Raw genomic sequence first — 22,922 nt, 5'->3', positions numbered from 1 at the left:
GCGCGCCCCGCGGCTGAGTTGTTTTGGGCTCTGCGGTGGTTCCCCCCCCCCCCCCCGCGACCCCCCCCCCCCCTTCAGCACAAGGCGGAGGGCGACTAGTGAGCGTTGATGGCACGGCGCCCTGGAAAGCCCTGCTTGACCAGGTGCCGCGCGCGCTCTTCATCCCGGACACCATCTGGGTGCGCGACGGGGATGATTTCGTCGCTCTGTCCAAGCACGACGAACCGGATCGGTGGGCCGAGGCGGTGGCCGCCGACGCGCCCGTGATCACGCAGGTCGATCTCGGCGAAGTCCGCCCCGGCGAGCGGGGGAGCTTTCCGTCCAGTTCGAGCAGCCAGCCCAGCATCGTCGCCGAGATGCTCGACGTGCTCGATCCGCAGCCCGGTGATTCCGTACTGGAGATCGGCACCGGAACCGGATGGAACGCGGCTCTCCTGCACCGCCGCGTCGCCCCGGATGGGCACGTCACCACGATCGAAAGTCGACCCCCAGCTCGCGGATGACGCGCGCCGCGCGCTGGCGAACGCGGGGTACGACGGTCCGCGGGTGATCACGGGCGACGGGCTGGCCGGTTGTCCCGATGGCGCCCCGTACGAGCGGGTCATCTCCACCGCGGCGATTCGTGAGGTCGTGCCCGTCGCCTGGGCAAGTCAGCTGCGGCCAGGAGGTCGCCTGGTCACCCCGTGGGGTACCGACTGGTCCAACGGCGTCATGCTGACCCTGGTCAAGGATGCCGACGGTGTCGGCACCGGCCGGTTCTCCGGTGATCTGGCGTTCATGCGCGTGCGCAGCCAGCGTCGCGCGCTCCACGCTTTCGAGCCCGATCCCGCCGACATCGCCGCTGCCGAAGTGTCCACCACCGACTGTCGGGGCCGCGACCTCGATCGGATGCTCAACCCCGGGAAGGGCCTGTTCGCCATCGGTGCTCGGCTGGCTGCGGCGAACCTGGTGACGGAGTGGGGTGCGTACGGTCCGCTGCACCACAACTTCGAGCTCGACGACCCCGATACCAGGTCGTGGGCGCGGCTGGATGCCAACCTCAACGATCCCGCGCCCTTCACGGTCCATCAGTTCGGCCCTCGCCGCCTGTGGGACGAGGTCGTGGCCGCGTATGACTGGTGGTACGAGAACGGGGAACCTGGTCTCGATCGGTTCGGGCTCACCGTCACGCCGGAGGGGGCGCAGACGCTGTGGCTCGACGATCCGGCGCACGTCGTTCGTACCTGGGAACACTGAGGTATCGGGCCGGGGAGCTGACGCACTGTCACTTCGAGAACGCGCTTTTCCTTGGCACATCGGGAAAAGCGCTTCTTCCGGCGGAGTGCCCGCTTACCCGCCCGCACCCCACGATCCCGACCGGCCGGGGTACCGTGGAGGACGTGTTCCCTGAGCATCGACCCCGCAGGCTCCGTACGACCCCGGCCATGCGCCGGCTGGTCGGCGAGACGACGTTGCGGCCGCGTCAGCTGATCCTCCCGATGTTCGTGGCCGAGGGCGCCGACGCGCCACGGCCGATCGCGAGCATGCCCGGCGTCGTCCAGCACACCCGTGACTCGCTGCGCAAGGCCGCCGTCGACGCGGTCAACGCCGGTGTCGGCGGGCTGATGCTGTTCGGCATCCCGAAGGTGCGCGACGCCGAGGGCTCCGGCGCGGTCGATCCGGACGGCATCCTGAACGTCGCGCTGCGCGACCTGCGGACCGAGCTCGGCGACGCGACCGTGCTGATGGCCGATACCTGCCTCGACGAGTTCACCGACCACGGCCACTGCGGTGTCCTGGACGCCGACGGCACGGTCGACAACGACGCGACGCTGCGGCTGTACGCGGAAATGGCGGTCGCACAGGCCGAAGCCGGGGCGCACGTGCTCGGGCCGAGCGGGATGATGGACGGCCAGATCGGCGTCATCCGCCGCGCGCTGGACGAGGTCGGGCACAGCTCGGCGGCGATCCTCGCCTACTCGGCGAAGTACGCCAGCGCGTTCTACGGGCCGTTCCGCGAGGCGGTGGACTCGCAGCTCAAGGGCGACCGCAAGACATACCAGCAGGACAGCGGCAACGCGCGCGAGGCGCTGCGCGAGATCGAGCTGGACCTCGCCGAGGGCGCCGACATGGTCATGGTCAAGCCCGCACTGTCCTATTTGGACGTCGTGAAGGCGGCGGCGGACATCTCACCGGTGCCGGTCGCGGCGTACAACATCTCCGGCGAGTACGCGATGGTCGAGGCCGCGGCCGCGAACGGCTGGCTCGACCGCGAGCGCACCGTCCTCGAGGTACTGACGTCGATCCGGCGCGCGGGCGCGGACCTGATCCTCACCTACTGGGCCGCCGAGGCCGCCGCCTGGCTGGACTGACCTCGCGCACGGGCTAGAGTCCTCGGGGTGGCCGACAAGGAGAACGAGATCCCCGACGACCTCGCCGGGCTGACCGACGACGAGCGCCGCAAGCGGGGCCGCGCGCCCGATCCGGTGCTGCCGGGTCAGCAGGCGCCGGCGTACACGGTGCCGACGCCGGTCAACATCTCGTTCGTGCTGTGGATCGCCTCGGGCGTGGTGCTGGTCGCCGGGCAGATTCTCTTCCTCGTGGAGAAGCAGCGCCTGATCGACGCCGTGATCAAGGCGACCAATGAAGCGAAGGCCCCCGGGCCGAAACCGAGCCCCGCGGACATCGCGGCGGGGATGACGACATTCCTGTGGACGCTGCTCGTCGGCGCCGTGGTGTTCAGTCTGCTGATCGCGCTGTTCGCCTACAAGGCGCGTCAAGGTACCCGTTCGGCGCGTTCCGTGGTGACCGCGCTGGCGATCTTCGAGGCGATCTTCCCGTTGCTGTTCCTGCCACAGGCGCTGCTGCCCTTCCTGGTGGTGAGCCTGCTGCTCGCGGTCGTCGCCCTGATCCTGATGTACTTGCCGAGCGTGGCGGCCTACTTCCCGAAGGTCGGCCGGAAGGTGAATTGAGACCGCATGAGTGAGCGCGTGCTGTACCACGAACCCGGCGTCGGCTGGATCGCCGTGCTGTGGGGGCCGCTGTTCGCCGTGCTGGGCTGGCTGTCCGAGTTGCTGCTCGGCGGGCCGGTACACACCTTCGCGTGGATTCTGGCGGGGCTCGCGTTGTGCGCGATCACCGCGCCGTGGGTTTATGCCCGGCGTCGTTACCTTTCGCTCGCGGTCACCACCGCCGGCTACCGGCAGGGCCGGGAAACCGTCCCGGCGGCGGAAATCGCCGCGGTCACCGACGTCGGCGCACCAGCGGGTGCGCGGGTGCTCGGCGGGGGCTGGGCGGTGCCCCGGAAGTACGACGAGCTGCCGGTCAAGCTCACCGACGGCTCGGTCGTCCTCGCCTGGGCGAAAGACGCGGAAGCCCTGCGCGACGCGCTTTCCCGGCTCGTCGGCACCGGTAGCGCCCATGACGGCAGTGCCGATGAAGACACTGCAGATAAAGACAGTGCCGATGCCGACAGCGCCAACCCCGGAGAGTCGTGAGAGGCTGCACACCGTGATCGAGCTGCCACAGCCCACCGGAGCGGAACTCTGGCCGCCGGAAGAGCCCGCGCCGTCCGCGCGGCTGAACAAGCCATGGCGGGCGCTGGTCGCCCTCGTCGAGGTGCTGCTGGCCGCGCTCGCCGTCTGGGGCGCGTTCGCGTGCTGGGACGCGGGCGTCGAGACGGTGACGACGACCGCCGGCGACGGCGCGGTCCTGGTGTCGCAACGGTATTTCGGTCACCTCATCGCCGGTGCGCTCGGGCTCGGTGCGCTCGCGGCGATCCTGCTGGTGGACGCGGTTCGTCAGCTGTCGCTCGCGGTGCGTGCGCGGCGCCGCGCGAAGAAGGACTGAGCCGCCCGATACACAGGTGCGGCACAGGAAACCCCTAGCTGGCTGATAACCGGTGCCCGCAGGGTTTCCGCATGACGCGGCGGCGCCCCACTCGGACGTGGGTCATCAACGGTGTACTGGTCGTGCTGCTCGGCGGCGCGGCTTTCGGGATATATCAGGCTTTCACGCCGTCGAGCAGTACCGCGCAGGCGCAGACGCGCACCACACCGGCCCGGCTGGCGACGGTGACGCAGACGATTTCCGCCGCGGGCACACTGGCCAGCAGCTACACGGGCGCGGCGAATTTCGGGACGTCCGGCAAGGTTTCCGCGATTTCGGTGAATGTCGGCGACGTCGTGACGGCCGGACAGAAATTGGCCACCCTCGACAGTGCTCAGGCGAACAAGCAACTTCAGGTCGCGCAGGCGAATCTGGCCGCCGCGCAGGAGGCGCTCACCGCGGGTGAGGCCGCTCCCGCCACGACGAGCGCCAAGGGTTCCACACAGACAGCCACGACGCAGAACAGCGTGACGGCCTTGCAGGCCAAAGTGGACCAGGCGCAGCTCGACGTCGACAACGCACAGGCCGCCGTCAACGCGACCGTGCTCTACGCACCGGGCGCGGGGACGGTCACCGCGATCAACGGCGCGGTGGGGCAGCAGACGGGTTCCTCGGGCAGCGGCCAGTCCTCGGCGTCTGCGTCCACAACGACGGGCTCGAGTGGCAACGGACAGAACAGCCAGGGCGGGCAGAGCGGTCAGCAGTCGTCGAGCGCGAGTTCGTCGAACAACGGGTTCATCGTCATCACGAACATGAGCGGCCTGGTCGTGAACACCTCGGTCGCCGAGATCGACGTCAGCAAGGTGAAGGCGGGCCAGAAGGCGACGGTGACGCTCAACGCCTTGCCGGACAAGCCGATCCAGGCGAGTGTGACGAAGGTCGACCTCACCCCGACCACGAGCGGGAACGTCGTTTCCTACGGCGCGCAGCTGAGCATGAGCAGCCCGCCGGACGGCCTGCGGCCGGGTCAGTCGGCGAGCGTGGTGATCACCGTCGCCCAGGCGGACAACGCGTTGAGCGTGCCCGCGGCGGCGGTGCGGACGGTCGGGAACACGAACGTCGTCACGGTCCAGGCGAACGGGCAGAACGTGACGCGGCAGGTGCAGATCGGCATCCGCGGCGAGTCGACCGTGCAGATCACCTCCGGGCTGGACGAGGGCGACAACGTGGTGCTCACCGCGGCAGCGCCCAGCGCGACGACCGGCAACGGCAGCCAGCGCGGCGGTACCGGCGGATTCCCCGGTACCGGTGGTCAGGGCAACGGCGGCCAGCGCGGGTTCGGCGGCGGGGGACGCGGATGAAGCCGGTGATCGCGGTCTCCGGACTGCGGAAGACCTACGGCAGCGGGGAAACCGCCGTGCACGCGCTGCGCGGTGTCGATCTCGTCGTCCGGCAAGGGGAGTACGTCGCGATCATGGGTGCGTCCGGCTCCGGGAAGTCGACGCTGCTGAACATGCTCGGCTGCCTCGACGTGCCGACCGCGGGGAGGTACCTGCTCGACGGGTTCAGCGTCGCCGACCTCAACGAACGTCAGCTCGCCTTGCTGCGCAACAGGAAGATCGGTTTCATCTTCCAGTCCTTCAATCTGGTCCCGCGCACCTCCGCGTTGTCCAATGTGGAACTCCCTCTTGTCTACAGTGGACTACGCAGGGTGGTGCGGCGGCGCAGGGCGTTGGCGGCACTGGAGATGGTGGGGCTGACCGAGCGCGCGCGGCATCTGCCCAGTGAGCTTTCCGGTGGGCAGCAACAACGTGTCGCCGTGGCGAGGGCGCTGGTGACCGGTCCGGCGCTGCTGCTGGCCGACGAACCGACCGGGAACCTCGACCGGGCCAGCACCGCGGACGTGCTCGGCGTGTTCGACCGGCTCAACGCGCAGGGCCGGACCGTCGTGGTGATCACGCACGAGGACGAGGTGGCCGCGCACGCGCACCGCGTCGTCCGTGTCGACGACGGGCTGATCGTCGTCGACGAGACTCGCCGTGCGGTGGGAGTGTCGACGTGAACCTGCTGGAAATCCTGCGGTTCGCGGTGCGCGGGCTGACCGCGAACAAGCTGCGTTCCGCGCTGACGACGCTCGGCATCACGATCGGGGTGGCGGCGGTGATCCTGCTCGTCGCGGTCGGCAACGGCGCGTCGGCGGCGATCGCGGCGAGCATCCAGGGCCTGGGCACGAACGTGGTCAACGTGTCCCCGCTCCGGGGCGGCCAGAGCGCGGGCTCGCGGCCGTTGACGGTGCAGGACGCGCACGCGCTGGTGGATCCGGTGGGCGCGCCGGACGTCAAGGCCGCGTCGCCGGTGGTGAACACGACGGCGACCGCGACGTACGGCCAGACCTCGTACTCGATCCCGACCGTGGCCGGCACCGAACCGGCGTACTTCACGACGACGAACCGGGCGATCGCCGACGGTGCGTTGTTCACCGACGAGGATGTCGCGTCGGCACGCAAGGTCGTCGTGCTGGGCCCGACGACCGCGCAGTCGCTGTTCGGGACCGCCGACGCCGCGGTGGGGAAGAACGTGCTGTTGAACAGCATTCAGTTCACCGTGCTCGGGGTGTTGCAGGCCAAGGGGAGTACCGGCCTGCAGAACGCCGACGACGTCGCGGTCGCGCCGCTGAGCGCGGTGCAGAACTCGCTGAGCGGTTACGGAAGCCTGAACCAGATCGCCGTCCAAGCGGGTTCGGCGGACTCGGTGGGGCTCGCGCAGGCGGAGATCACCGCGATCCTCGACGCGCGGCACGGGATCCGCGCGGGCGCGACGCCGGACTACCAGATCCAGAACTCCGAGCAGCTACTGGCGACCCGGACCTCTGCCACGCAGACGTTCACCGTGTTGCTGGCGGCCGTCGCGGCGATTTCGTTGCTGGTCGGGGGAATCGGCGTCACGAACATCATGCTGGTGACGGTGACCGAGCGGATCCGGGAGATCGGGATCCGCAAGGCGATCGGGGCGCCGCGGTCGGCGATTCTCGGCCAGTTCCTCGCCGAGGCCACGATGCTGAGCCTGTTCGGCGGCCTGCTCGGGGTCGTGATCGGCGTTGTCGGCAGCCAGTTCACCGTCGCCGGGATCACCCCGGTGGTGGTGCCGTCCTCGATCGCGCTCGCCTTCGCGGTTTCCGCGCTGATCGGCCTGTTCTTCGGCAGTTTCCCGGCGAACCGGGCCGCCAAACTGCGCCCCATCGACGCCTTGCGGCACGAGTAGGAGTTCTTCGCGATGTCTTCCACCACCTCCGACAGGCCCGCCGAGGAACCGACGGCCGAACTCCCGCCCGTGTCACCGGAATCGGTCGTCGCCGCCCCCGCCGTCGAAGGCGATCTCGACCGGGAACTCAAGCGCGTGGCGACGCCGTTCGGGAAGCCGACGCTCATCCTGGCCGCCTTGCTGGTTTTCGCACTCGCTTTCGGCGCCGGGGCGTGGACACACGCCGCTTTCCGCCCGGGCTCGAGCGCGGCATCCGGCTCCGGCAGTGACGCGCGCGGCCAAGGTCAGCGGCAGGGACAGAACGGAACCGGCGGCCAGGGCACCGGAAACCAGGGCGGCACCCGCGGCGCGGGCGGCCGCGGTACCGCGGGCACGATCGAGAAGATCGAGGGCAGCACACTGACCCTGAAAACCGCTCAGGGCACCGAAATCACCGTGTCCACAACGGACTCCACCACGATCGGCCTCACCCAGCCCGGCAAACTCGCCGACCTCAAACCGGGCGCCACCGTGACCGTGCAGGGCCAGCCGGACTCCTCCGGCGCCGTGACCGCCCAAGCCATCACCCAGCAACCCCCACGCTGACCACTCCCCACCGACCCCCATCCCCCACCCGCCCTATGGGGGGCGTCCCTGCAACATTCTATCGCGGGAGCACGACGAAAACCGGAGCCGCGGAAATCTGTGGACAGTCAGGGGAGTTGTGGACAACTCGGGGCGTGGCTCGGCCTGGGGTGCGCCCCGAGTTGCTCGGGCCTCTCCGTCACGCCGGGCGCCGCGCCCGCTGCCGTGAACGCTCCGTTGCGGACGTTGGACGTCGCGAACGACGCGTTCGTGACGTCCGGCCAGGCGCTCCCGCCGCCCCACGTTCGTCCTTTGTGGACTCTGGCATGGTGAAGGGAACTTTCAGGGCACTCAGCGCTGTGAAGGGGGCCTTCACCGCGTTCGGTACGCCTCGCAGCCTGCGGCTCCCGGAGCCAGGTAGTGCCGAGGCAGAAGGGCGAGACCGTGGCCGAGCGGCGTGGTGAGGTGCGACAAGGGCGTCCCTCGGTGCGGTGAACGCACCCAGGGCGTCCCTCGGTACCCGCCGCCCCAAGCCCGAACCCGAGCCGTGGAACTCAGTTCAGCACGACCACCGCGGAATTCAGCGCCGTCGCGTACAACAGCCAGCCCACATAGGGCACCAGCAGCCCCGCCGCCAGCCGCGACCGCCGCGCGAAGAGCACGATGGTCACGAGTACCACGAAATCCAGTGCCACGATGTCGAACAGCGCGAGCGTCGTCGAACGCCCCGCGAAGAACAGCGGCGTCCACAGGACGTTCAGCAGCAGGCCGATGCCGTAGGCCGAGTACGCGCTGGTCTCCCCGTCCGTGCGCCAGTACCACCAGCCCGCGAAGGCGATCAGCAGGTACATGACCGTCCACATCGGACCGAAGAGCTCGGCGGGCGGGGCCCACTCCGGCTGGTTCAGGCGGGCGTAGATCTCCCGCGCCGACGTCGCGGCCAGCCCGCCGACCAGGCCCACCACGGCGACCACCGCGACGAACCCGAGCAGCGCCAGCCACGGATTGTGCCGCGGTGTGGTCGTGGTCACCGGCATGAGCCGATCCTAGGGCCGGCGAAAGAAAGGGGAAAGAAGCAGGTGACGGGGGTCGCGGCGGCGTTCGCGCGGGGTTTGCGAGACTGGACGGGTGACTTCTGGAACCGAGCAGTCCAAGGCATGGTTCGCCCGCGCGAAAGCGGCGGTCCCGGGCGGGGTGAACTCGCCGGTCCGCGCGTTCAACTCCGTCGGTGGCACCCCGCGGTTCATGGTCAAGGGTCAGGGGCCCTATCTGTGGGATGTCGACGGCAACCGCTACGTCGACCTGGTGTCCTCGTGGGGGCCGATGATCCTCGGCCACGCCCACCCGGGTGTCGTCGAGGCGGCCCGCGGCGCGGCCGCCGGCGGTCTGAGCTTCGGCACCCCGACGCTGGGCGAGGTCGAACTCGCCGAAGAGATCATCACCCGGGTCGCCCCGGTCGAGCGGGTGCGGCTGGTCAACTCCGGCACCGAGGCGACCATGAGCGCGATCCGGCTGGCGCGCGGCTTCACCGGCCGGCCGAAGATCATCAAGTTCGCCGGGTGTTACCACGGTCACGTCGACGCGCTGCTCGCCGAAGCCGGGTCCGGGGTGGCCACGCTCGGTCTCCCGACGTCGCCGGGCGTCACCGGCGCGCAGGCCGCGGACACCCTGGTGCTGCCCTACAACGACCTCGACGCCGTCCGGAAGTCCTTTGTGGACAACCCGGACTCGATCGCGGCGGTGATCACCGAGGCGGCGGCGGGCAACATGGGCGCGATCGCGCCGGACGAGGGCTTCAACGCCGGGCTGCGCGACCTCGCGCACGAGTACGGCGCGCTGCTCGTCATGGACGAGGTGATGACGGGCTTCCGCGTCTCGCGCTCGGGCTGGTACGGGCTCGAGGGGGTCGCGGGTGACCTCTACACCTTCGGCAAAGTCATGTCCGGCGGGCTGCCCGCCGCGGCGTTCGGCGGACGTGCCGACGTGATGGCGAAGCTCGCGCCTGGTGGCCCGGTCTACCAGGCGGGGACGTTGTCCGGGAACCCGGTCGCGGTGGCCGCCGGGCTGGCGACGCTGCGCGCGGCCGACGATGCCGTGTACACGGCACTGGACACGAACGCTAAGCGCCTCGGCGGCCTGTTCGGCGCCGCGCTGAGCGAGGCGGGCGTCGCGCATTCCGTGCAGTACGCGGGCAACCTGGTCAGCGTGTTCTTCAGCGAGACGCCGGTGCGGGACTACCCGGGCGCGCAGGCCGCCGAGACCTGGCGTTTCCCGGCGTTCTTCCACGCGCTGCTCGACGCCGGGGTGTATCCGCCGCCGAGCGCGTTCGAGGCGTGGTTCGTCAACGCCGCCATGGACGACGAGGCGTTCGCGGTGATCGAGGCGGCCCTGCCCGCCGCGGCGCGTGCGGCCGCCGAGGCGGTACAGCCGTGAAGACGATCGTGCACCTGCTGCGTCACGGCGAAGTCCACAACCCCGAGAAGGTTCTGTACGGCCGCCTGCCCGGTTACCGGCTTTCCGACCGTGGCCAGCAGCAGGCGCTGACCGTCGCGGAGGCTGTTGCCGGCCACGATCTCATCTACGTCGTGGCGTCGCCGTTGCAGCGCGCGCAGGAGACCGCGGCGCCGATCGCGGCCGCGCATCGCCTCGACGTCGCCACCGACGAGCGGCTGATCGAGGCGGCGAACCAGTTCGAGGGCGAGCGGGTCGCCGTCGGGGACGGCGCGCTGCGCCAGCCGAAGCACTGGCCGAAGCTGCGGGACCCGTTCACGCCGTCCTGGGGCGAGCCGTATGTGGAGATCGCCCACCGCATGCTCGGCGCCGTCTACCGCGCGGCCGAGGCGGCCGAGGGACATGAAGCCCTGTGCGTTTCGCATCAGCTGCCGATCTGGACCCTGCGGCGATTCCTCGAGGCGAAGCGGTTGTGGCACGACCCGCGCAAGCGGCAGTGTTCGCTCGCGTCGCTGACCAGCCTGGTCTTCGACGACCGGGAGCTGCGCGAGATCGTCTACAGCGAACCCGCCGGCGCGACCGATCCGAAGGTGACGGGCGCGTGAAACGGCGGCTGGGCGCACTCGTGCTGAGCGCGGCGTTGCTGGTCGCGGGCTGTTCGACCGGCAAGGACGCGGTCGTCCAGGGAAGCAGTTTCACCTTCGTTTCCCCTGGCGGCAAGCTCGACATCACCTACGACCTCCCGCAGCGGCAGACCGCCCCCGTGCTGGCGGGGGACGATCTGATGAACGAGGGCAAGCAGCTGTCGCTCGCGGACTTCCCCGGCAAGATCATCGTGCTGAACCTGTGGGGCCAGTGGTGTGGTCCGTGCCGGGCGGAGGCGCCGGAGCTGGAGAAGCTGGCGGAGCAGGCGCAGCCGTTCGGGACCCAGCTCGTCGGGCTCGACGTGCGGGACCCGTCGCGCCAGGCGGCGCAGGATTTCGTACGGGACCGGAAGCTGACGTATCCGTCGATCTATGACCCGTCCGGACGCACCCTGTTGCAGCTTTCGGGCTATCCGCGCAACATCATCCCGTCGACGCTCGTACTGGACAAACAACATCGGGTCGCGGCGGTTTTCCTCCGTCAGGTACTCGCGAGCGACCTGCTGCCGCTGGTGCAGCGCCTTGCCGCCGAAGCGCCCTGACCTGCTGAAACGCGAGATCCAGTAACCGGAACGCAGGCCCCCGTCACTCCAATGGACCATTGACGGGGGTCTCGTTCACCTGCTTGGCTGGAATCGGAGATTGAGTAAACGCGTTTGCCCGGCCAAACTTGACGGATGATTTCGCCGGAATCGCGCCGCTCCATTTATTGTCGCAACACCGTATTTACTGCTGACACGACTGTGCTTTCTTTCGATGCAAGGAGTCGTCGTGCTGACGAGCGATACCGCGTTCAATGCCGCCAAAGCCGATTTCAACGACGTGTACAACCGGCCGGATCCGCGGGACTACTTCGCGGCCATGGAAAGAGTTGGCTACCGGCTGCCGGAGAATGTCATGCCGTCGTTTCTGCGGGTGATCGAAGCGGTGCGAAGAGTGCGGGGATCTGCTCCGCTCACCATCCTCGACGTCGGCTGCTCGTACGGTATCAATGGCGCGCTGTTGAACTACGAGTTGACTCTGGATGACCTTTACGGGCGCGGTGAGCAGCGGGAAGGTGACGCGACGCAGGAGCCGTCCGAGGTTGACAGGAAGTTCTTCGCCACGCGGAAAACGCCGTCCGGACACCGGATTCACGGAATCGACATAGCCACTCACGCGGTCGAGTACGCGACGAAAACCGGGCTGATCGACCGGGGTGCGGCACTCGATCTGGAGGCGGAGGAATCACCGGGAGTGCCTGCCGGATTGGCGGACGTCGACCTGATCATCTCGACCGGGTGTGTCGGATATGTCACCGTGAGAACGTTTTCCCGGTTGCTCGAAGCGAATACCGGCAGGCCGCCGTGGATCGCCACCTCCGCGTTGCGGACCCTCGATTATTCCTCGTTCGAACGCTGTTTCGGCGAGCGGGGATATGTGACGAGGAGTTCGTCGCGACCGGTGAAACAACGTTCGATTGCGAGTGCAGCGGAACGTGCACAGACACTGTCGAATCTGGCGGCGCTCGGTAAAGATCCCGCGGGGTTCGAGAGTGAGGGCGCGCTCTACGCCGATTGTCACGTCTCCGTACCCGGCGAGGAGGCCGGATCGGTGACGCGAGAGGAGCTTTTCGGCTGATCCGGGTCCGCTGGGTCAGCGAGTGGTGCGGACGGCGAGGCCGTCCACCACGACGGACAGGCCCGTCGTGAACGCGGTGTCCCGCAGCGCGCGGGGTACCGACGTCCGGCGGGCCTGTTCCTCGATCGTGAACCCGTTGACGTAACTCGTCACGACGTCCGCGCAGGCCTCCGCGTCCAGGCCGGACATTCCGGCGGAGCCGAGCGTGTCGATGAGCTGTCCGAGGAACGCGAGAGCGACCGGCCCCGGGGCGCTCATGGTCGCGATGACCCGGGCGCCATCGGGATGGGCCAGCATCGCATCGCGGTGTGCGTGCGCGAAGCAGATCACCTCGTCCTGCCAGGCCTCGATGGGGCAGACGGCCTTGGCCCTCGCGACGTCCGCCGTGGCGTCGGCGAGGATGCGCTCCGCGATCGCGTCCAGCAGGGCCTGTTTGTTCGCGTAGTGCCAGTAGAGCGCGCCGACGCGGACGCCGAGGCGGTCGGCCAGTTTGCGGGTCGACAACTCGTCCAGACCCGTTTCGTCGAGCAGGGCCACCGCGGCGTCGAGCACCGTGGCAGGGTTCAGCGGCATCCACCCCTCCGATCTTCGGTGCCCAGTTCACCACGCCTGGCGAATTGAGCACTGTTCAGGTAACTTGAGCACTGTTCAATTGAGCGGTGTTCAGGAGGTTGTCGTGAGGGTGGCGGTGATCGGGGCGGGACTCGGCGGGCTGTGCCTGGCGCAGGGATTGCGCGGCGCGGGCGTGGAGGTCGAGGTGTACGAACGGGACCCGGATGTCCACGGCCGGTTCCAGGGGTATCGGATCGGGCTGGGCGACTTGGGGGTCGGCGCGCTGCGCGCCTGTCTTCCCGAGCGGCTGCACGGCCTGCTCGACGCGACGACCGGCCGCCTCAGCGGGAGCAGGGAGAACTACGGGCCGGGGCTGGAGTTCACCGGGGCACGGCCGCCGATGACGGCGACCACGGTCGATCGGCAGGTGCTGCGGCAGCTGCTGCTCACCGGAATCGACGTCAGGTTCGGCAAGCGGCTCGGTGGCTATCGGGTGCTCGGCGACGGCCGGGTGCGGGCCGAGTTCACCGACGGTTCGGCCACCGAGGCCGATCTGCTCGTCGGCGCCGACGGAATCAACTCGGCGGTGCGTGCACAGCTCAGTCCAGGCGTGCGGCCCGAGGACACCGGCGTCCGGTGTGTCATCGGGCGCACGCCGCTCACCGACCGGTTCGCCGCGCTGGTGCCGGGATTCGGCGCGGGGGTCAGCGACGGCGAGGTGATGCTGATGATCGGCCTGATGCGGTTCCGGCGGCCGCCGCGCGAAGCGGGCGCGGAGCTGGGCGTGGCGCTACCGGACGTCGGTGACTACGCCCGCTGGGTGCTCATGCCGGCGCCGGAGCAGGAGGAACTGCCGCCGCGGGACGCCGTGCTCGCCGCGATCGAGGGCTGGCATCCCGACGTGCGGGCGCTCGTCGAGGCGGCGGACCCGGAGCACACGTCGTGGCTTTCGATCCGGGTCGTCCGGCCCGGCGTGCGCTGGCCGCTGGGGCCGGTGACGCTGCTGGGGGACGCCATCCACGCGACCTCGCCCAGCGGCGGCAACGGCGCGAACACCGCCCTGCACGACGCGCGGCGGCTGCGTGACCTGCTGGTGGAGCCGGGCACGAGCCTGCTCGACGCCGTCGACACCTATGAGACGGCGATGTTCACCTACGGTGCCCAGGCCGTCGAGCACAGCGTGGCCGCGCTCGACCAGTTCCTGCCCGGCCGCCGCGCCGCCTGACTCCCCGCGTCCGCTCCCCGGGCCACGCCATCCGATAGGCATTCCCCCACCCTCCCGGGGGCACCCCTGCAACCAGCATATCGGGGTTGACCTGCGAATATAGGGCTCGCGGAGAATCTGTGGACAACGGGTCCGGTTGTGGACAGCTCGGCGGGGACAGCGCACGGCCGGGCGGTAGCAAAGGTCCCTCGCTCCTGTTCCGGGGTGGCTCATGCGCCCGAATGTGGTTTTCTCGCTCAGGGTTCTGGGGCCGTGTGTGTTGCCGGAGGTGTTGTAGGACGCCTGGGGTGCGCTGGTCTGGGGTGTGACAAGGGCGTCCCTGGGTGCGGTGGATGCACCCAGGGCGTCCCTCGGACTTCCCTGCGCTCGCCGACTCCATTCGCCCGGTGTCGCGAACGCTCCGTTGGGGACGATGACCGTCCTGAACGACGCGTTCGGGACAGGGGCCTCGGCGCTGGAGCGTCGCGAATGCGACATTGACGGCGTTGAACGTCCCCAATGTCCCATTCGCGATACTGCCGACCAGGACACAAGCCCGCAACCGCCGTCGCCCGTATCGAACGCAACCGACCACTACCGAGAAACCCCAATGTGGCGCTCGGGGGACACGGCCACACCACCACGCACACAGCACGAAGCGCGCCCCAGGACCTTGGTCCTGTTTCGTCGTGACGTACGTCCTGTGAGACGGCCCCGGCGGGTTAACGCGAAGCTCACTGCCTACTCTCGTCGGAGTGAACTCCGTGTCCGAGCTGGCGCTTTCCGGGCCGCTGCTGCTCGCCGCGGGCGTCGCGCTGCTCGCCGGGGCCCTCTCGTTCGCGTCCCCGTGTGTGGTCCCGCTCGTGCCGGGGTACCTGGCGTACCTCGCCGCGCTGGTCGGCGCGGACGCCCCCGCGGTCAGCGCGGACGAACAGCGTAAGAAGGGCCGCTACGCCGTCGTCGGCGCGGCCCTGCTCTTCGTGCTCGGGTTCACCGTCGTCTTCGTCGCCACGCTGGGCACGCTGGTCTGGCTCGCCGACACGATCACGATCAACCAGGACGTCCTTCAGCGCGTCGGCGGTGTGCTCACGATCGCCATGGCGCTGGTGTTCCTCGGCTGGATCCCCGGCCTGCAGCGCGAGTTCCGTTCGCACCACGTGCCGCGCGGCGGGATCTGGGGCGCGCCGCTGCTCGGCGCCGTCTTCGGGCTCGGCTGGACACCGTGCATCGGCCCGACGCTGTCGGCGGTGACCAGCATGGCCAGCGCCACCGGCGGCGCCGCGGCGCGCGGCTACCTGCTGATCGCGATCTACTGCCTCGGCCTCGGCCTGCCGTTCCTGCTCATCGCGCTCGGCGCGCGCTGGGCCGTGCGGGCCACCGACTGGCTGCGCCGCAACGGCCGCCGCGTCCAGATCGTCGGCGGCGCGCTGCTGATGATCGTCGGGATCCTGCTCGTCACCGGGTTGTGGGGAGATCTGATGGGGTGGCTGCGCAACAGCCTCGCGAACAACCTCGAGCTGCCGCTGTGACGACCACGGAGACGCCCCCGGCGCAGCAGCCGAAGCCGAAGCACACGTCGCCGCTCAGGCGCGTCCTTGCCTTCCTGCGCAACACCTGGCGCGGCCTGACGTCGATGCGCACCGCGCTCGTCCTGCTCTTCCTGCTCGCGCTCGCCGCGCTGCCCGGCGCCCTGCTGCCGCAGCGCAGGCTCAACGCCCCGAAGGTCGACGAGTACATCACCGCGCACGGCTGGTGGGGCACGCTGCTGGACAAGCTGGAGTTCTACGACGTCTACAGCAGCGTCTGGTTTTCCGCGATCTACATCCTGCTCATGGTGTCGCTCGTCGGCTGCCTGACGCCGCGCAGCTTCGAGTACGTCAAGGCGATGCGCGCCAAGCCGGTGCTCACCCCGCGCAAACTCGGCCGCATGCCGCACTACCGCGTCGCGGGCACCGAGCGGCCGGTCGAAGACGTCCTCGAGGACGCGAACGCGCGGCTGTCCGGCTGGCGGCGGGTCCAGCGCGACGAGGGCGACGGCGCCCACAGCATCTCCGCGGAACGCGGCTACCTGCGCGAGACCGGCAACCTGGTGTTCCACTTCGGCATGCTCGGGCTGATCGTGTTCTTCGCGCTCGGCAAGCTGTTCAGCTACGACGGCCAGGTCATCGTGCAGGCCGACGGCAGCCAGTTCTGCAACGGCGGCATCTACAACTACGACTCGTTCAACGCCGGCCTGCGCGTCGACGGCACCGACCTGACGCCGTTCTGCGTGAAGGTGAACGACTTCAACGCGCACTACACCCCGGCTGGGCAGGCCGACTACTTCCACTCGAAGATCGAGTACCAGGCGGGCGAAGACCTGCAGACCGGCACCTGGCGGCCGTACGGCCTGGAGGTCAACTCGCCGCTGCGGGTCGACGGCGTGCGCGTCTACCTGCTCGACCACGGCTACACCCCGAAGTTCACCGTCACCTTCCCCGACGGCAGCGTCCGCACGATGGCGACCCAGTGGCGGACCGCGATCGTGCCCACCATGACCGCCGAGGGCGCGACGAAGTTCGACCAGCCGGGCATCACCGACGAGGCGCAGCGACGCACCCGGCAGCTCGCGATCACCGGCCTGCTCGCGCCGACCCCGCTGGTCCACGGCGGCATTCTCACCTCGACCGCGCCGGAGCTGAACAATCCGCAGGTCGCCGTCGACATCTACCGCGGCGACCTCGGGCTCGACGCGGGACGCGGCCAGTCGCTGTTCGAGATCGACCAGTCCCGGGTCGCCGACGGACGGCTGAAGAAGCTGACCCGGCTCAACATGCAGGTCGGCCAGGAGACCAAGCTCGACGACGGGACGAAGGTCAAGTTCGACGGTGTCCAGCCGTGGGTCGGGCTCCAGGTCTCCCACGATCCGACGCAGGGGTACGTCCTCGGTTTCGCGATCGCGATGTTCGTCGGTCTCGGCGGATCGTTGCTGGTCAAGCGGCGTCGGTTGTGGGTCCGGGTGCGCCCGGGTGGCGAGGGCGAGGCGCGTACCGTGATCGAGGTCGCCGGGCTGGCGCGCACCGATCAGGCCGGATACGGCGAAGAGTTCCAGCGCATCAGTGAACGACTGGTAACCGGCGAGAAGGGCAGCTGAGAATGCCGATCAACGACACGTTGTCGCAGTACAGCAACTGGCTGTACACGACCACCGTGGCGATCTACGTCCTCGCGTTGATGCTCACCCTCGTGGAGCAGGGCTTCGGGGCGAAGGGCAGGCAGGCCGCCGAACGCAGCAAGCAGCGGGCACGCGAGCTGGTCGGCGCGGGCGGGCCGGTGACCACCGAGGTCCCCTCGCAGCCCGAGGCACCCCGCGAGGTCGGCAGGCCGGAGCGGCTCGGCCGGATGGGCGCCGCGCTGCTCGTGCTGGGCGCGCTGCTGCAGCTGTCCGCGATCGTGCTGCGCGGGCTGGCGACGCACCGCGCGCCGTGGGGCAACATGTACGAGTACGGCATGGGCGTCACCTTCATCACGGTGGTGACCTGGCTCGTCGTGGTCCGGAAGTTCCCTGTCCGGCATCTGACGCCGTTCCTGCTGCTGCCCGTCGTCATCCTGATGTTCATCAACGGCACCATGCTGTACACGGTCGCGGCGCCGGTGCAGCCCGCGCTCCAGTCGTACTGGCTGGTCATCCACGTCTCCGCGGCCATCATCGGGTCCGGTGTCTTCCTGGTCCCCGGCGTGGCGAGCGTGCTGTACCTGTTCCGCTCGGCCCACGACCGGAACCCGGCGAAGTTCGCCCGGTTCGCGCCGAAGCTGCCCGCCGCGGACGTGCTCGACCGGATCGCCTACCGGACGACGATCTTCGCCTTCCCGGTGTTCACCTTCGGCGTGCTGTGCGGCGCGGTGTGGGCGGAGGCGGCGTGGGGCCGGTTCTGGGGCTGGGACCCGAAGGAGACCGTCGCGTTCATCGCGTGGGTGGTCTACGCGGCGTACCTGCACTCGCGGGCGACCGCGGGCTGGCGCGGCACGCGCGCCGCGGTGATCAACATCGTCGGGTTCGCGGCGACGATCTTCAACCTGTTCTTCGTCAACCTGGTCACGGCGGGATTGCACTCGTACGCCGGAGTCAGCTGACCGATCGGCCCTGGTAGGTCCTGCTGTAGCGTGTCGCCGACTACCGTCATCGCTGACGGGGTAATCAGTGTCTGGCAAGGCAACGACGTTCGTGGGAGGTTCGCACCGGTGACCGGATCCAGCGAAGAGTCGGCTCCTACGCCCTCTGAGCAGGCCAAACCGGCCGAACAGCTGTTCTCGGAGGACCGCACGGATTCGGCGCCGCACCCGAATTCGGGTGCCTATGAGGTCCAGCCGACGCAGTCCGTGTCGCCGCCCAACCCGGCGGTGTCCGGGCCGTACCAGGTCCCTGCCTCGGCGCAGCCCCAACCGCAGCCGCAGCAGCCGTATCCGGGATACGACCCCCACCTGCCGCCGCTGCAGCCGCAGTACGTCGACCCGGCCCAGCAGCAGCAACAACAGCCTCAGCAGCCCTACCCGCAGGCCGCACCGCACCAGGGTGTGCCGCAGCCCGCGCCGGGGGTGCTCCCGCAGCCGCAGGGCGGCAAGCACGCCGCGCCCGCCATGGACGAGCTGGCCACCGCGCACCTGGTCAAGCAGGTCAAGCGGCCGCCGCAGACCGGCTGGCGCAAGGCGCTCTACAAGGGCACCGGAAAGCTGGTCAACCCGGGCGAGAGCCCCGCCGACGTCCGGCGCCGCGAGCTGATCGCGCGGGTCAACCAGCCGCTGCGCGGGTGCTACAAGATCGCGATGCTGAGCCTCAAGGGCGGTGTCGGCAAGACCACCACGACGACCACGCTGGGCTCGACGTTCGCCTCGCTGCGCGGCGACCGCGTGGTGGCCGTCGACGCGAACCCGGACCGCGGCACGCTGTCGCAGAAGATCGCGATCGAGACCACCGCGACCGTGCGGCACCTGCTGCGCGACGCCGATCGCATCACCCGTTACAGCGACGTCCGCTCATACACCTCGCAGGGGTCGAGCAGGCTGGAAATCCTTGCCAGCGAACAGGATCCGGCCGTCTCCGAGGCGTTCTCCGAGGAGGACTACCGGCGCACGGTGAACCTGCTGGAGCACTTCTACAACATCGTGCTCACCGACTGCGGGACCGGCCTGATGCACTCGGCGATGAAGGGCGTCCTCGACGTCGCGGACGCGCTGGTCGTGGTGTCCTCCGGCTCGGTCGACGGGGCACGCAGCGCTTCGGCGACGCTGGACTGGCTCGAGGCGCACGGCTACGGGGAACTGGTCAAGCGCTCGGTGGCGGTGATCAACTCGGTGCGGCCGAAGGGTGGCTCGGTCGATCTGGACAAGCTGTCCGCGCATTTCGGCGCGAAGGTGCGCGCGGTCTGCCGCATCCCGTTCGACCCGCACCTGGAGGAAGGCGCCGAGATCGAACTGGACCGGCTGAACTCGGACACCCGGTTGAGCCTGCTGGAGCTGGCGGCGACGGTCGCCGACGGCTTCGGGACACAGCAGTACCGCTAGCCGGGATTCACTCCTCGTCGGGGCGTTTGCGCTGCTGTTCGCCGAGCTTGCGGAGGAAGTCGGGATCGTCGTCCGGGGCCAGTGGCGCCTGGCGCGTCGGCACGCCCACGCGCTGGGAGCCGCCGAACGCCCGCCACAACAGTACGGCGATGGTGAGCGCACCTACCGCCGCGAGCAGATAGAGCATGCCCGGTTCCTTCCGTGTCGTGCGGGACACCCGCACCCGATCGGCGCGACAAGCGGCTGCGCGAGGATAAGCTCATCGCGCCTCAACGTGCAGGCCTGCCGACCCCATGAGGTTAACCGCTTCGCCCCCACATCGGCGGATTCCCGGTACCCGGATGTGACGAAGGGCCGTGACCGGCAGGCAGGCGGTTGACCGCCCCATACCACTCACGACCCTCACGCACGGATGGTTCAGGCGTGCCGCGCCGGTTCGCTCGCATCCGTGGTCAGCTCGGCCAGGAGCTCGTTCACCTCGGACTCGCGGAATCGGCGGTGCCCACCCGGGGTCCTGATGGAGCCGATGCGGCCGGCGGTCGCCCACCGGGTCACCGTCTTCGGGTCCACTCGGAACAGAGCGGCCACTTCACCGGGGGTGAGCAACCGTCCTCCCATGGTCGCGGTCATTTTCCGCCTCCTTAACGACCTGACTGCTATACCGGAGGCGAGCCGGGCCGGTGGGCCCGTCGCGCCGGGGGTAGCCAACACGGCAATCGTTGCACTTCACCCGTCAGGTACTCGAACGGTTGTCGTTGAGTAAAGAGCCCTTAAAGGACAAAACAGACATGTTTCTTATGGACATCCGACGCGTCCGGGCGTAATGTCATCCGGTTTACCGCTGTGGGCCCTGACCTGCACATGTGACGCTGAACTGGGCTTTTCCGATTTCCCGCCAGCCGTGTCGACGGTAGGGGACGCCCCGGTCGCCGGGAAAGGGCATTTCGGCGGGTTTCACGGTGCGGGCGCGGTATACCCGGCCATGGGTGGTGCTCGATCACGAGGTGAGGGCGCTGTTCGGTGAGATAATCACCGGTAAAGTTGTGCACAATCCTGGCCGCGATGTGGGATGTGTCTCAGCGCCTCCGAGTGTGTTGCGGGCACGGCCGCCGAAGGACGCTTTACGTACGTTGGGCGCGCCGAAGGACCCTTCAGCGCATCGGGCGGCACCGCGCGGGAATCTTCACAATGGCGGCCTAGGGTGGGCACGTGGACCACGTCGACAGGAAAATCATCGCGGCGCTGCGGGAAAACGGCCGGGCGACCTATGCCGATCTCGGGAGGTCTGTCGGGCTTTCGGCGTCCTCGGTGCACGAGCGGGTCGGCAAGCTCGAAGCGTCCGGGGTGATCACCGGCTATCACGCGATGGTCGACCCGAACGCCGTCGGGCTCGGGGTGACCGCGCTGGTCGGCATCCATCCCACCGACACCGCGACCGACGACGACGTCGCGGACGCGCTCGGCGGGCTCGACGAGGTCGAGAGCTGCTACGCCGTCGCGGGCGACGAGGCGTTCGTCGTCAAGGTCCGGGTTTCGACCGTCGACGAGCTGGAACGCAGCCTCGGCAGGCTGCGCCGCATTCCCGGGGTCGGCCGCACGAACACCACCGTCGTGCTGTCCACCCGCTTCGAGGGGCGCCCGAACAACGCGGGCCTGGACGAGGTGTCGCCGGGCAAGGCGTAGCCTGCTGAAGTGTGAGTGAGACGCCGACATCAGCCAAGCCGCCGGTCCCGCATCTGGCGCGTGACCTGACGTTGTACCTGCTGGCGCGATTCGCACTGGTCGCGGTGCTCGCCGCCGTCCTCGCGCTGACCGGCGTCCCGCTGCTGGTGGCGATCCTGATCGGCCTCGTCGTCGGGCTCCCGCTCGGCCTGCTGCTGTTCCGTTCGCTCAACGCCAGGGTGACCGCGGGCCTCGCCAAGCGCAACGAGCGGCGTGCGCGGGCCCGGGCCCGGCTGCGCGCCCAGCTCCGCGGTGACGCGACGTCGAATTCCGACGCCGCATGAGCGACGCTTGCGAGCGAATCATGGATGTCATGCGCCAAAAAGAATTCAACACTGTCTCGCGGAGCGAGGCGATCGCATGAGCCGCCTGCACAGCCGGAGCTGGGTCCGCGAGGCCGTCCGGATCATCGAGGCCGACGCGAACCGCAGCGCCGACACGCACCTGCACGTCTTCCCGTTGCCCGCGGACTGGGGCATCGATCTGTACCTGAAGGACGAATCGGTGCATCCCACCGGTTCGCTCAAGCACCGGCTGGCGCGCTCACTGCTGCTGTACGGGCTGGTCAACGGTCAGATCGGGCCGGACACCGTGCTCATCGAGGCCTCCAGCGGCTCGACGGCGGTGTCCGAGGCGTACTTCGCGCGGATGCTGGGCCTGCGGTTCGTCACGGTCGTGCCGCGCAAGACCAGCAAGGAGAAGATCGCGCTCATCGAGTTCTACGGTGGTGAATGCCACTACGTCGACCGGGCGCCGGACATGTACCCGGAGGCCGAGCGGCTGGCCGCCGAGTGCAACGGGCACTACCTCGACCAGTTCACCTACGCCGAGCGCGCGACGGACTGGCGGGGCAACAACAACATCGCCGAATCGGTGTTCGCGCAGATGAAGTCCGAACGGCATCCGGTGCCGGCCTGGATCGTGGTCGGCGCGGGTACCGGCGGCACGAGCGCCACCTTCGGCCGCTACGTGCGTTACAAGCGGCACACGACCAAGATCGCGGTCGCCGACCCGGAGAACTCGTCGTTCTACGGTGCCTGGCAGACCGGTGCGCTGGACTACTGCACCGGAATGCCTTCGCGCATCGAGGGAATCGGCCGTCCGCGCGTCGAGCCGTCGTTCGTGCCCGGTGTGATCGACGAGATGATCCGCGTCCCGGACGCCGGCTCGCTGGCCGCGATCCGGTTGCTGCGCGAGCGGACAGGGCACTGGGCGGGCGGGTCGACCGGGACCAACTTGTACGGCGCTTTCCAGCTGATCGCGCGGATGCTCGAAGAGGGGCAGGCGGGCAGCGTCGTGACGCTGCTGTGCGACGGCGGCGAGCGCTACGCCAACACGTACTACAACGACGAATGGCTGGCCGAGCAGAACCTGGACATCACGCCGTACCAGGCGAAGTTCGAGGAGTTCCTCACCACGGGCAAGTTCGCCGAGGAAGAGCTGGGCGAGTAGCCGAAGGGGGGGGGGGGGGCGCGGGGGGCGGACGGCGACGGCCCACCACACACACGCCGCGCGGCCGCGCGGGGGGGCGCGCCGCCGCGCCAGCCCCGCGCCCG

26 protein-coding genes are annotated in these 22,922 nt (G+C 69.2%); 22 read left to right on the top strand and 4 right to left on the bottom strand.

The window, feature by feature from the left end; genetic code table 11:
• The first annotated feature begins 98 nt into the window (after positions 1-98).
• From ACFWY9_RS33160 to ACFWY9_RS33115, 10 genes are all read left to right on the top strand, one after another.
• Positions 99-503, top strand: coding sequence for a hypothetical protein (locus ACFWY9_RS33160; RefSeq protein WP_378323638.1), 405 nt, complete (start codon positions 99-101; stop codon positions 501-503).
• A gap of 43 nt (positions 504-546) precedes the next feature.
• Positions 547-1,236 carry a hypothetical protein gene (locus ACFWY9_RS33155; RefSeq protein ID WP_378323637.1) on the top strand — a complete coding sequence of 230 codons (690 nt, stop codon included), beginning with the start codon at positions 547-549 and terminating at the stop codon, positions 1,234-1,236.
• Between the two features lie 143 nt (positions 1,237-1,379).
• Positions 1,380-2,351, top strand: a complete 972-nt coding sequence (gene hemB, locus ACFWY9_RS33150; RefSeq protein ID WP_378323635.1) for a porphobilinogen synthase — start codon at positions 1,380-1,382, stop codon at positions 2,349-2,351.
• Positions 2,352-2,378: 27 nt separating this feature from the next.
• The gene (locus ACFWY9_RS33145) at positions 2,379-2,951 is read left to right on the top strand and encodes a hypothetical protein (RefSeq protein WP_378323634.1); all 573 of its coding nucleotides are present in this window, start codon (positions 2,379-2,381) and stop codon (positions 2,949-2,951) included.
• Between the two features lie 6 nt (positions 2,952-2,957).
• Positions 2,958-3,476: a hypothetical protein gene (locus ACFWY9_RS33140; protein ID WP_378323633.1), complete on the top strand. Its 519-nt coding sequence runs from the start codon at positions 2,958-2,960 to the stop codon at positions 3,474-3,476.
• Positions 3,477-3,489: 13 nt separating this feature from the next.
• Positions 3,490-3,828: a hypothetical protein gene (locus ACFWY9_RS33135; RefSeq protein WP_378323631.1), complete on the top strand. Its 339-nt coding sequence runs from the start codon at positions 3,490-3,492 to the stop codon at positions 3,826-3,828.
• A gap of 71 nt (positions 3,829-3,899) precedes the next feature.
• Entirely contained in the window at positions 3,900-5,168 is a 1,269-nt protein-coding gene (locus tag ACFWY9_RS33130) for an efflux RND transporter periplasmic adaptor subunit (protein WP_378323630.1), read from the top strand.
• Positions 5,165-5,869, top strand: coding sequence for an ABC transporter ATP-binding protein (locus ACFWY9_RS33125; RefSeq protein ID WP_378323629.1), 705 nt, complete (start codon positions 5,165-5,167; stop codon positions 5,867-5,869). Before ACFWY9_RS33130 ends, ACFWY9_RS33125 begins: the two co-directional genes overlap by 4 nt.
• Complete coding sequence (locus ACFWY9_RS33120) at positions 5,866-7,068, top strand: ABC transporter permease (protein ID WP_378323628.1); 1,203 nt, start codon at positions 5,866-5,868, stop codon at positions 7,066-7,068. Before ACFWY9_RS33125 ends, ACFWY9_RS33120 begins: the two co-directional genes overlap by 4 nt.
• A gap of 12 nt (positions 7,069-7,080) precedes the next feature.
• Positions 7,081-7,653: a DUF5666 domain-containing protein gene (locus ACFWY9_RS33115; RefSeq protein WP_378323627.1), complete on the top strand. Its 573-nt coding sequence runs from the start codon at positions 7,081-7,083 to the stop codon at positions 7,651-7,653.
• A gap of 533 nt (positions 7,654-8,186) precedes the next feature.
• On the opposite strand, the gene ACFWY9_RS33110 is transcribed toward ACFWY9_RS33115, so the two are convergent.
• On the bottom strand, positions 8,187-8,669 hold the full coding sequence (locus ACFWY9_RS33110) for a TspO/MBR family protein (RefSeq protein WP_378323626.1): 483 nt from the start codon (positions 8,667-8,669) through the stop codon (positions 8,187-8,189).
• Positions 8,670-8,760: 91 nt separating this feature from the next.
• Here ACFWY9_RS33110 and hemL point away from each other — a divergent pair, with 91 nt between their 5' ends.
• From hemL to ACFWY9_RS33090, 4 genes are all read left to right on the top strand, one after another.
• Entirely contained in the window at positions 8,761-10,065 is a 1,305-nt protein-coding gene (gene hemL, locus ACFWY9_RS33105; protein WP_378340704.1) for a glutamate-1-semialdehyde 2,1-aminomutase, read from the top strand.
• Positions 10,062-10,688 carry a histidine phosphatase family protein gene (locus ACFWY9_RS33100; protein WP_378340703.1) on the top strand — a complete coding sequence of 209 codons (627 nt, stop codon included), beginning with the start codon at positions 10,062-10,064 and terminating at the stop codon, positions 10,686-10,688. The genes hemL and ACFWY9_RS33100 overlap by 4 nt, the downstream gene beginning before the upstream one ends.
• Positions 10,685-11,269 (top strand): redoxin domain-containing protein, encoded by a 585-nt coding sequence (locus tag ACFWY9_RS33095; RefSeq protein ID WP_378323623.1) that lies wholly within the window; start codon positions 10,685-10,687, stop codon positions 11,267-11,269. The genes ACFWY9_RS33100 and ACFWY9_RS33095 overlap by 4 nt, the downstream gene beginning before the upstream one ends.
• Positions 11,270-11,498: 229 nt before the next feature.
• Positions 11,499-12,347, top strand: coding sequence for a hypothetical protein (locus ACFWY9_RS33090; RefSeq protein WP_378323622.1), 849 nt, complete (start codon positions 11,499-11,501; stop codon positions 12,345-12,347).
• 15 nt (positions 12,348-12,362) lie between these two features.
• Here ACFWY9_RS33090 and ACFWY9_RS33085 read toward each other — a convergent pair whose 3' ends face one another.
• Positions 12,363-12,920, bottom strand: coding sequence for a TetR/AcrR family transcriptional regulator C-terminal domain-containing protein (locus ACFWY9_RS33085; protein ID WP_378323621.1), 558 nt, complete (start codon positions 12,918-12,920; stop codon positions 12,363-12,365).
• A 103-nt stretch (positions 12,921-13,023) separates the two neighbouring features.
• Between ACFWY9_RS33085 and ACFWY9_RS33080 the strand changes: the two genes are divergently transcribed.
• The 5 genes from ACFWY9_RS33080 (at position 13,024) to ACFWY9_RS33060 (ending at position 19,644) form a co-directional block, all read left to right on the top strand.
• The gene (locus tag ACFWY9_RS33080) at positions 13,024-14,124 is read left to right on the top strand and encodes an FAD-dependent oxidoreductase (RefSeq protein WP_378323620.1); all 1,101 of its coding nucleotides are present in this window, start codon (positions 13,024-13,026) and stop codon (positions 14,122-14,124) included.
• Positions 14,125-14,858: 734 nt separating this feature from the next.
• A complete protein-coding gene (locus ACFWY9_RS33075; protein ID WP_378323619.1) occupies positions 14,859-15,632 on the top strand; it encodes a cytochrome c biogenesis CcdA family protein in 774 nt (257 codons plus the stop codon).
• Positions 15,629-17,236 (top strand): cytochrome c biogenesis protein ResB, encoded by a 1,608-nt coding sequence (locus ACFWY9_RS33070; RefSeq protein WP_378323618.1) that lies wholly within the window; start codon positions 15,629-15,631, stop codon positions 17,234-17,236. The genes ACFWY9_RS33075 and ACFWY9_RS33070 overlap by 4 nt, the downstream gene beginning before the upstream one ends.
• A 2-nt stretch (positions 17,237-17,238) precedes the next feature.
• Positions 17,239-18,216 carry a c-type cytochrome biogenesis protein CcsB gene (ccsB, locus tag ACFWY9_RS33065; RefSeq protein ID WP_378323617.1) on the top strand — a complete coding sequence of 326 codons (978 nt, stop codon included), beginning with the start codon at positions 17,239-17,241 and terminating at the stop codon, positions 18,214-18,216.
• Between the two features lie 108 nt (positions 18,217-18,324).
• Positions 18,325-19,644 carry a MinD/ParA family protein gene (locus ACFWY9_RS33060; RefSeq protein WP_378323616.1) on the top strand — a complete coding sequence of 440 codons (1,320 nt, stop codon included), beginning with the start codon at positions 18,325-18,327 and terminating at the stop codon, positions 19,642-19,644.
• A gap of 7 nt (positions 19,645-19,651) precedes the next feature.
• Here ACFWY9_RS33060 and ACFWY9_RS33055 read toward each other — a convergent pair whose 3' ends face one another.
• On the bottom strand, positions 19,652-19,831 hold the full coding sequence (locus ACFWY9_RS33055) for a hypothetical protein (protein WP_378323615.1): 180 nt from the start codon (positions 19,829-19,831) through the stop codon (positions 19,652-19,654).
• Between the two features lie 230 nt (positions 19,832-20,061).
• Positions 20,062-20,274: a BldC family transcriptional regulator gene (locus ACFWY9_RS33050; RefSeq protein WP_345397605.1), complete on the bottom strand. Its 213-nt coding sequence runs from the start codon at positions 20,272-20,274 to the stop codon at positions 20,062-20,064.
• Between the two features lie 579 nt (positions 20,275-20,853).
• Here ACFWY9_RS33050 and ACFWY9_RS33045 point away from each other — a divergent pair.
• The 3 genes from ACFWY9_RS33045 to ACFWY9_RS33035 all read left to right on the top strand — a co-directional run bounded on the left by ACFWY9_RS33045 (position 20,854) and on the right by ACFWY9_RS33035 (position 22,818).
• Positions 20,854-21,327, top strand: coding sequence for an Lrp/AsnC family transcriptional regulator (locus ACFWY9_RS33045; protein WP_378323613.1), 474 nt, complete (start codon positions 20,854-20,856; stop codon positions 21,325-21,327).
• Positions 21,328-21,338: 11 nt separating this feature from the next.
• Complete coding sequence (locus ACFWY9_RS33040; RefSeq protein WP_378323612.1) at positions 21,339-21,650, top strand: DUF4229 domain-containing protein; 312 nt, start codon at positions 21,339-21,341, stop codon at positions 21,648-21,650.
• Positions 21,651-21,726: 76 nt separating this feature from the next.
• Positions 21,727-22,818, top strand: a complete 1,092-nt coding sequence (locus ACFWY9_RS33035; protein ID WP_378340702.1) for a PLP-dependent cysteine synthase family protein — start codon at positions 21,727-21,729, stop codon at positions 22,816-22,818.
• The last annotated feature ends 104 nt before the right edge of the window (positions 22,819-22,922 follow it).

It is taken from the genome of Amycolatopsis sp. NPDC059027, assembly GCF_042739735.1.
GTDB lineage: Bacteria > Actinomycetota > Actinomycetes > Mycobacteriales > Pseudonocardiaceae > Amycolatopsis.
This window is presented reverse-complemented; position numbering and strand designations above follow the sequence as displayed.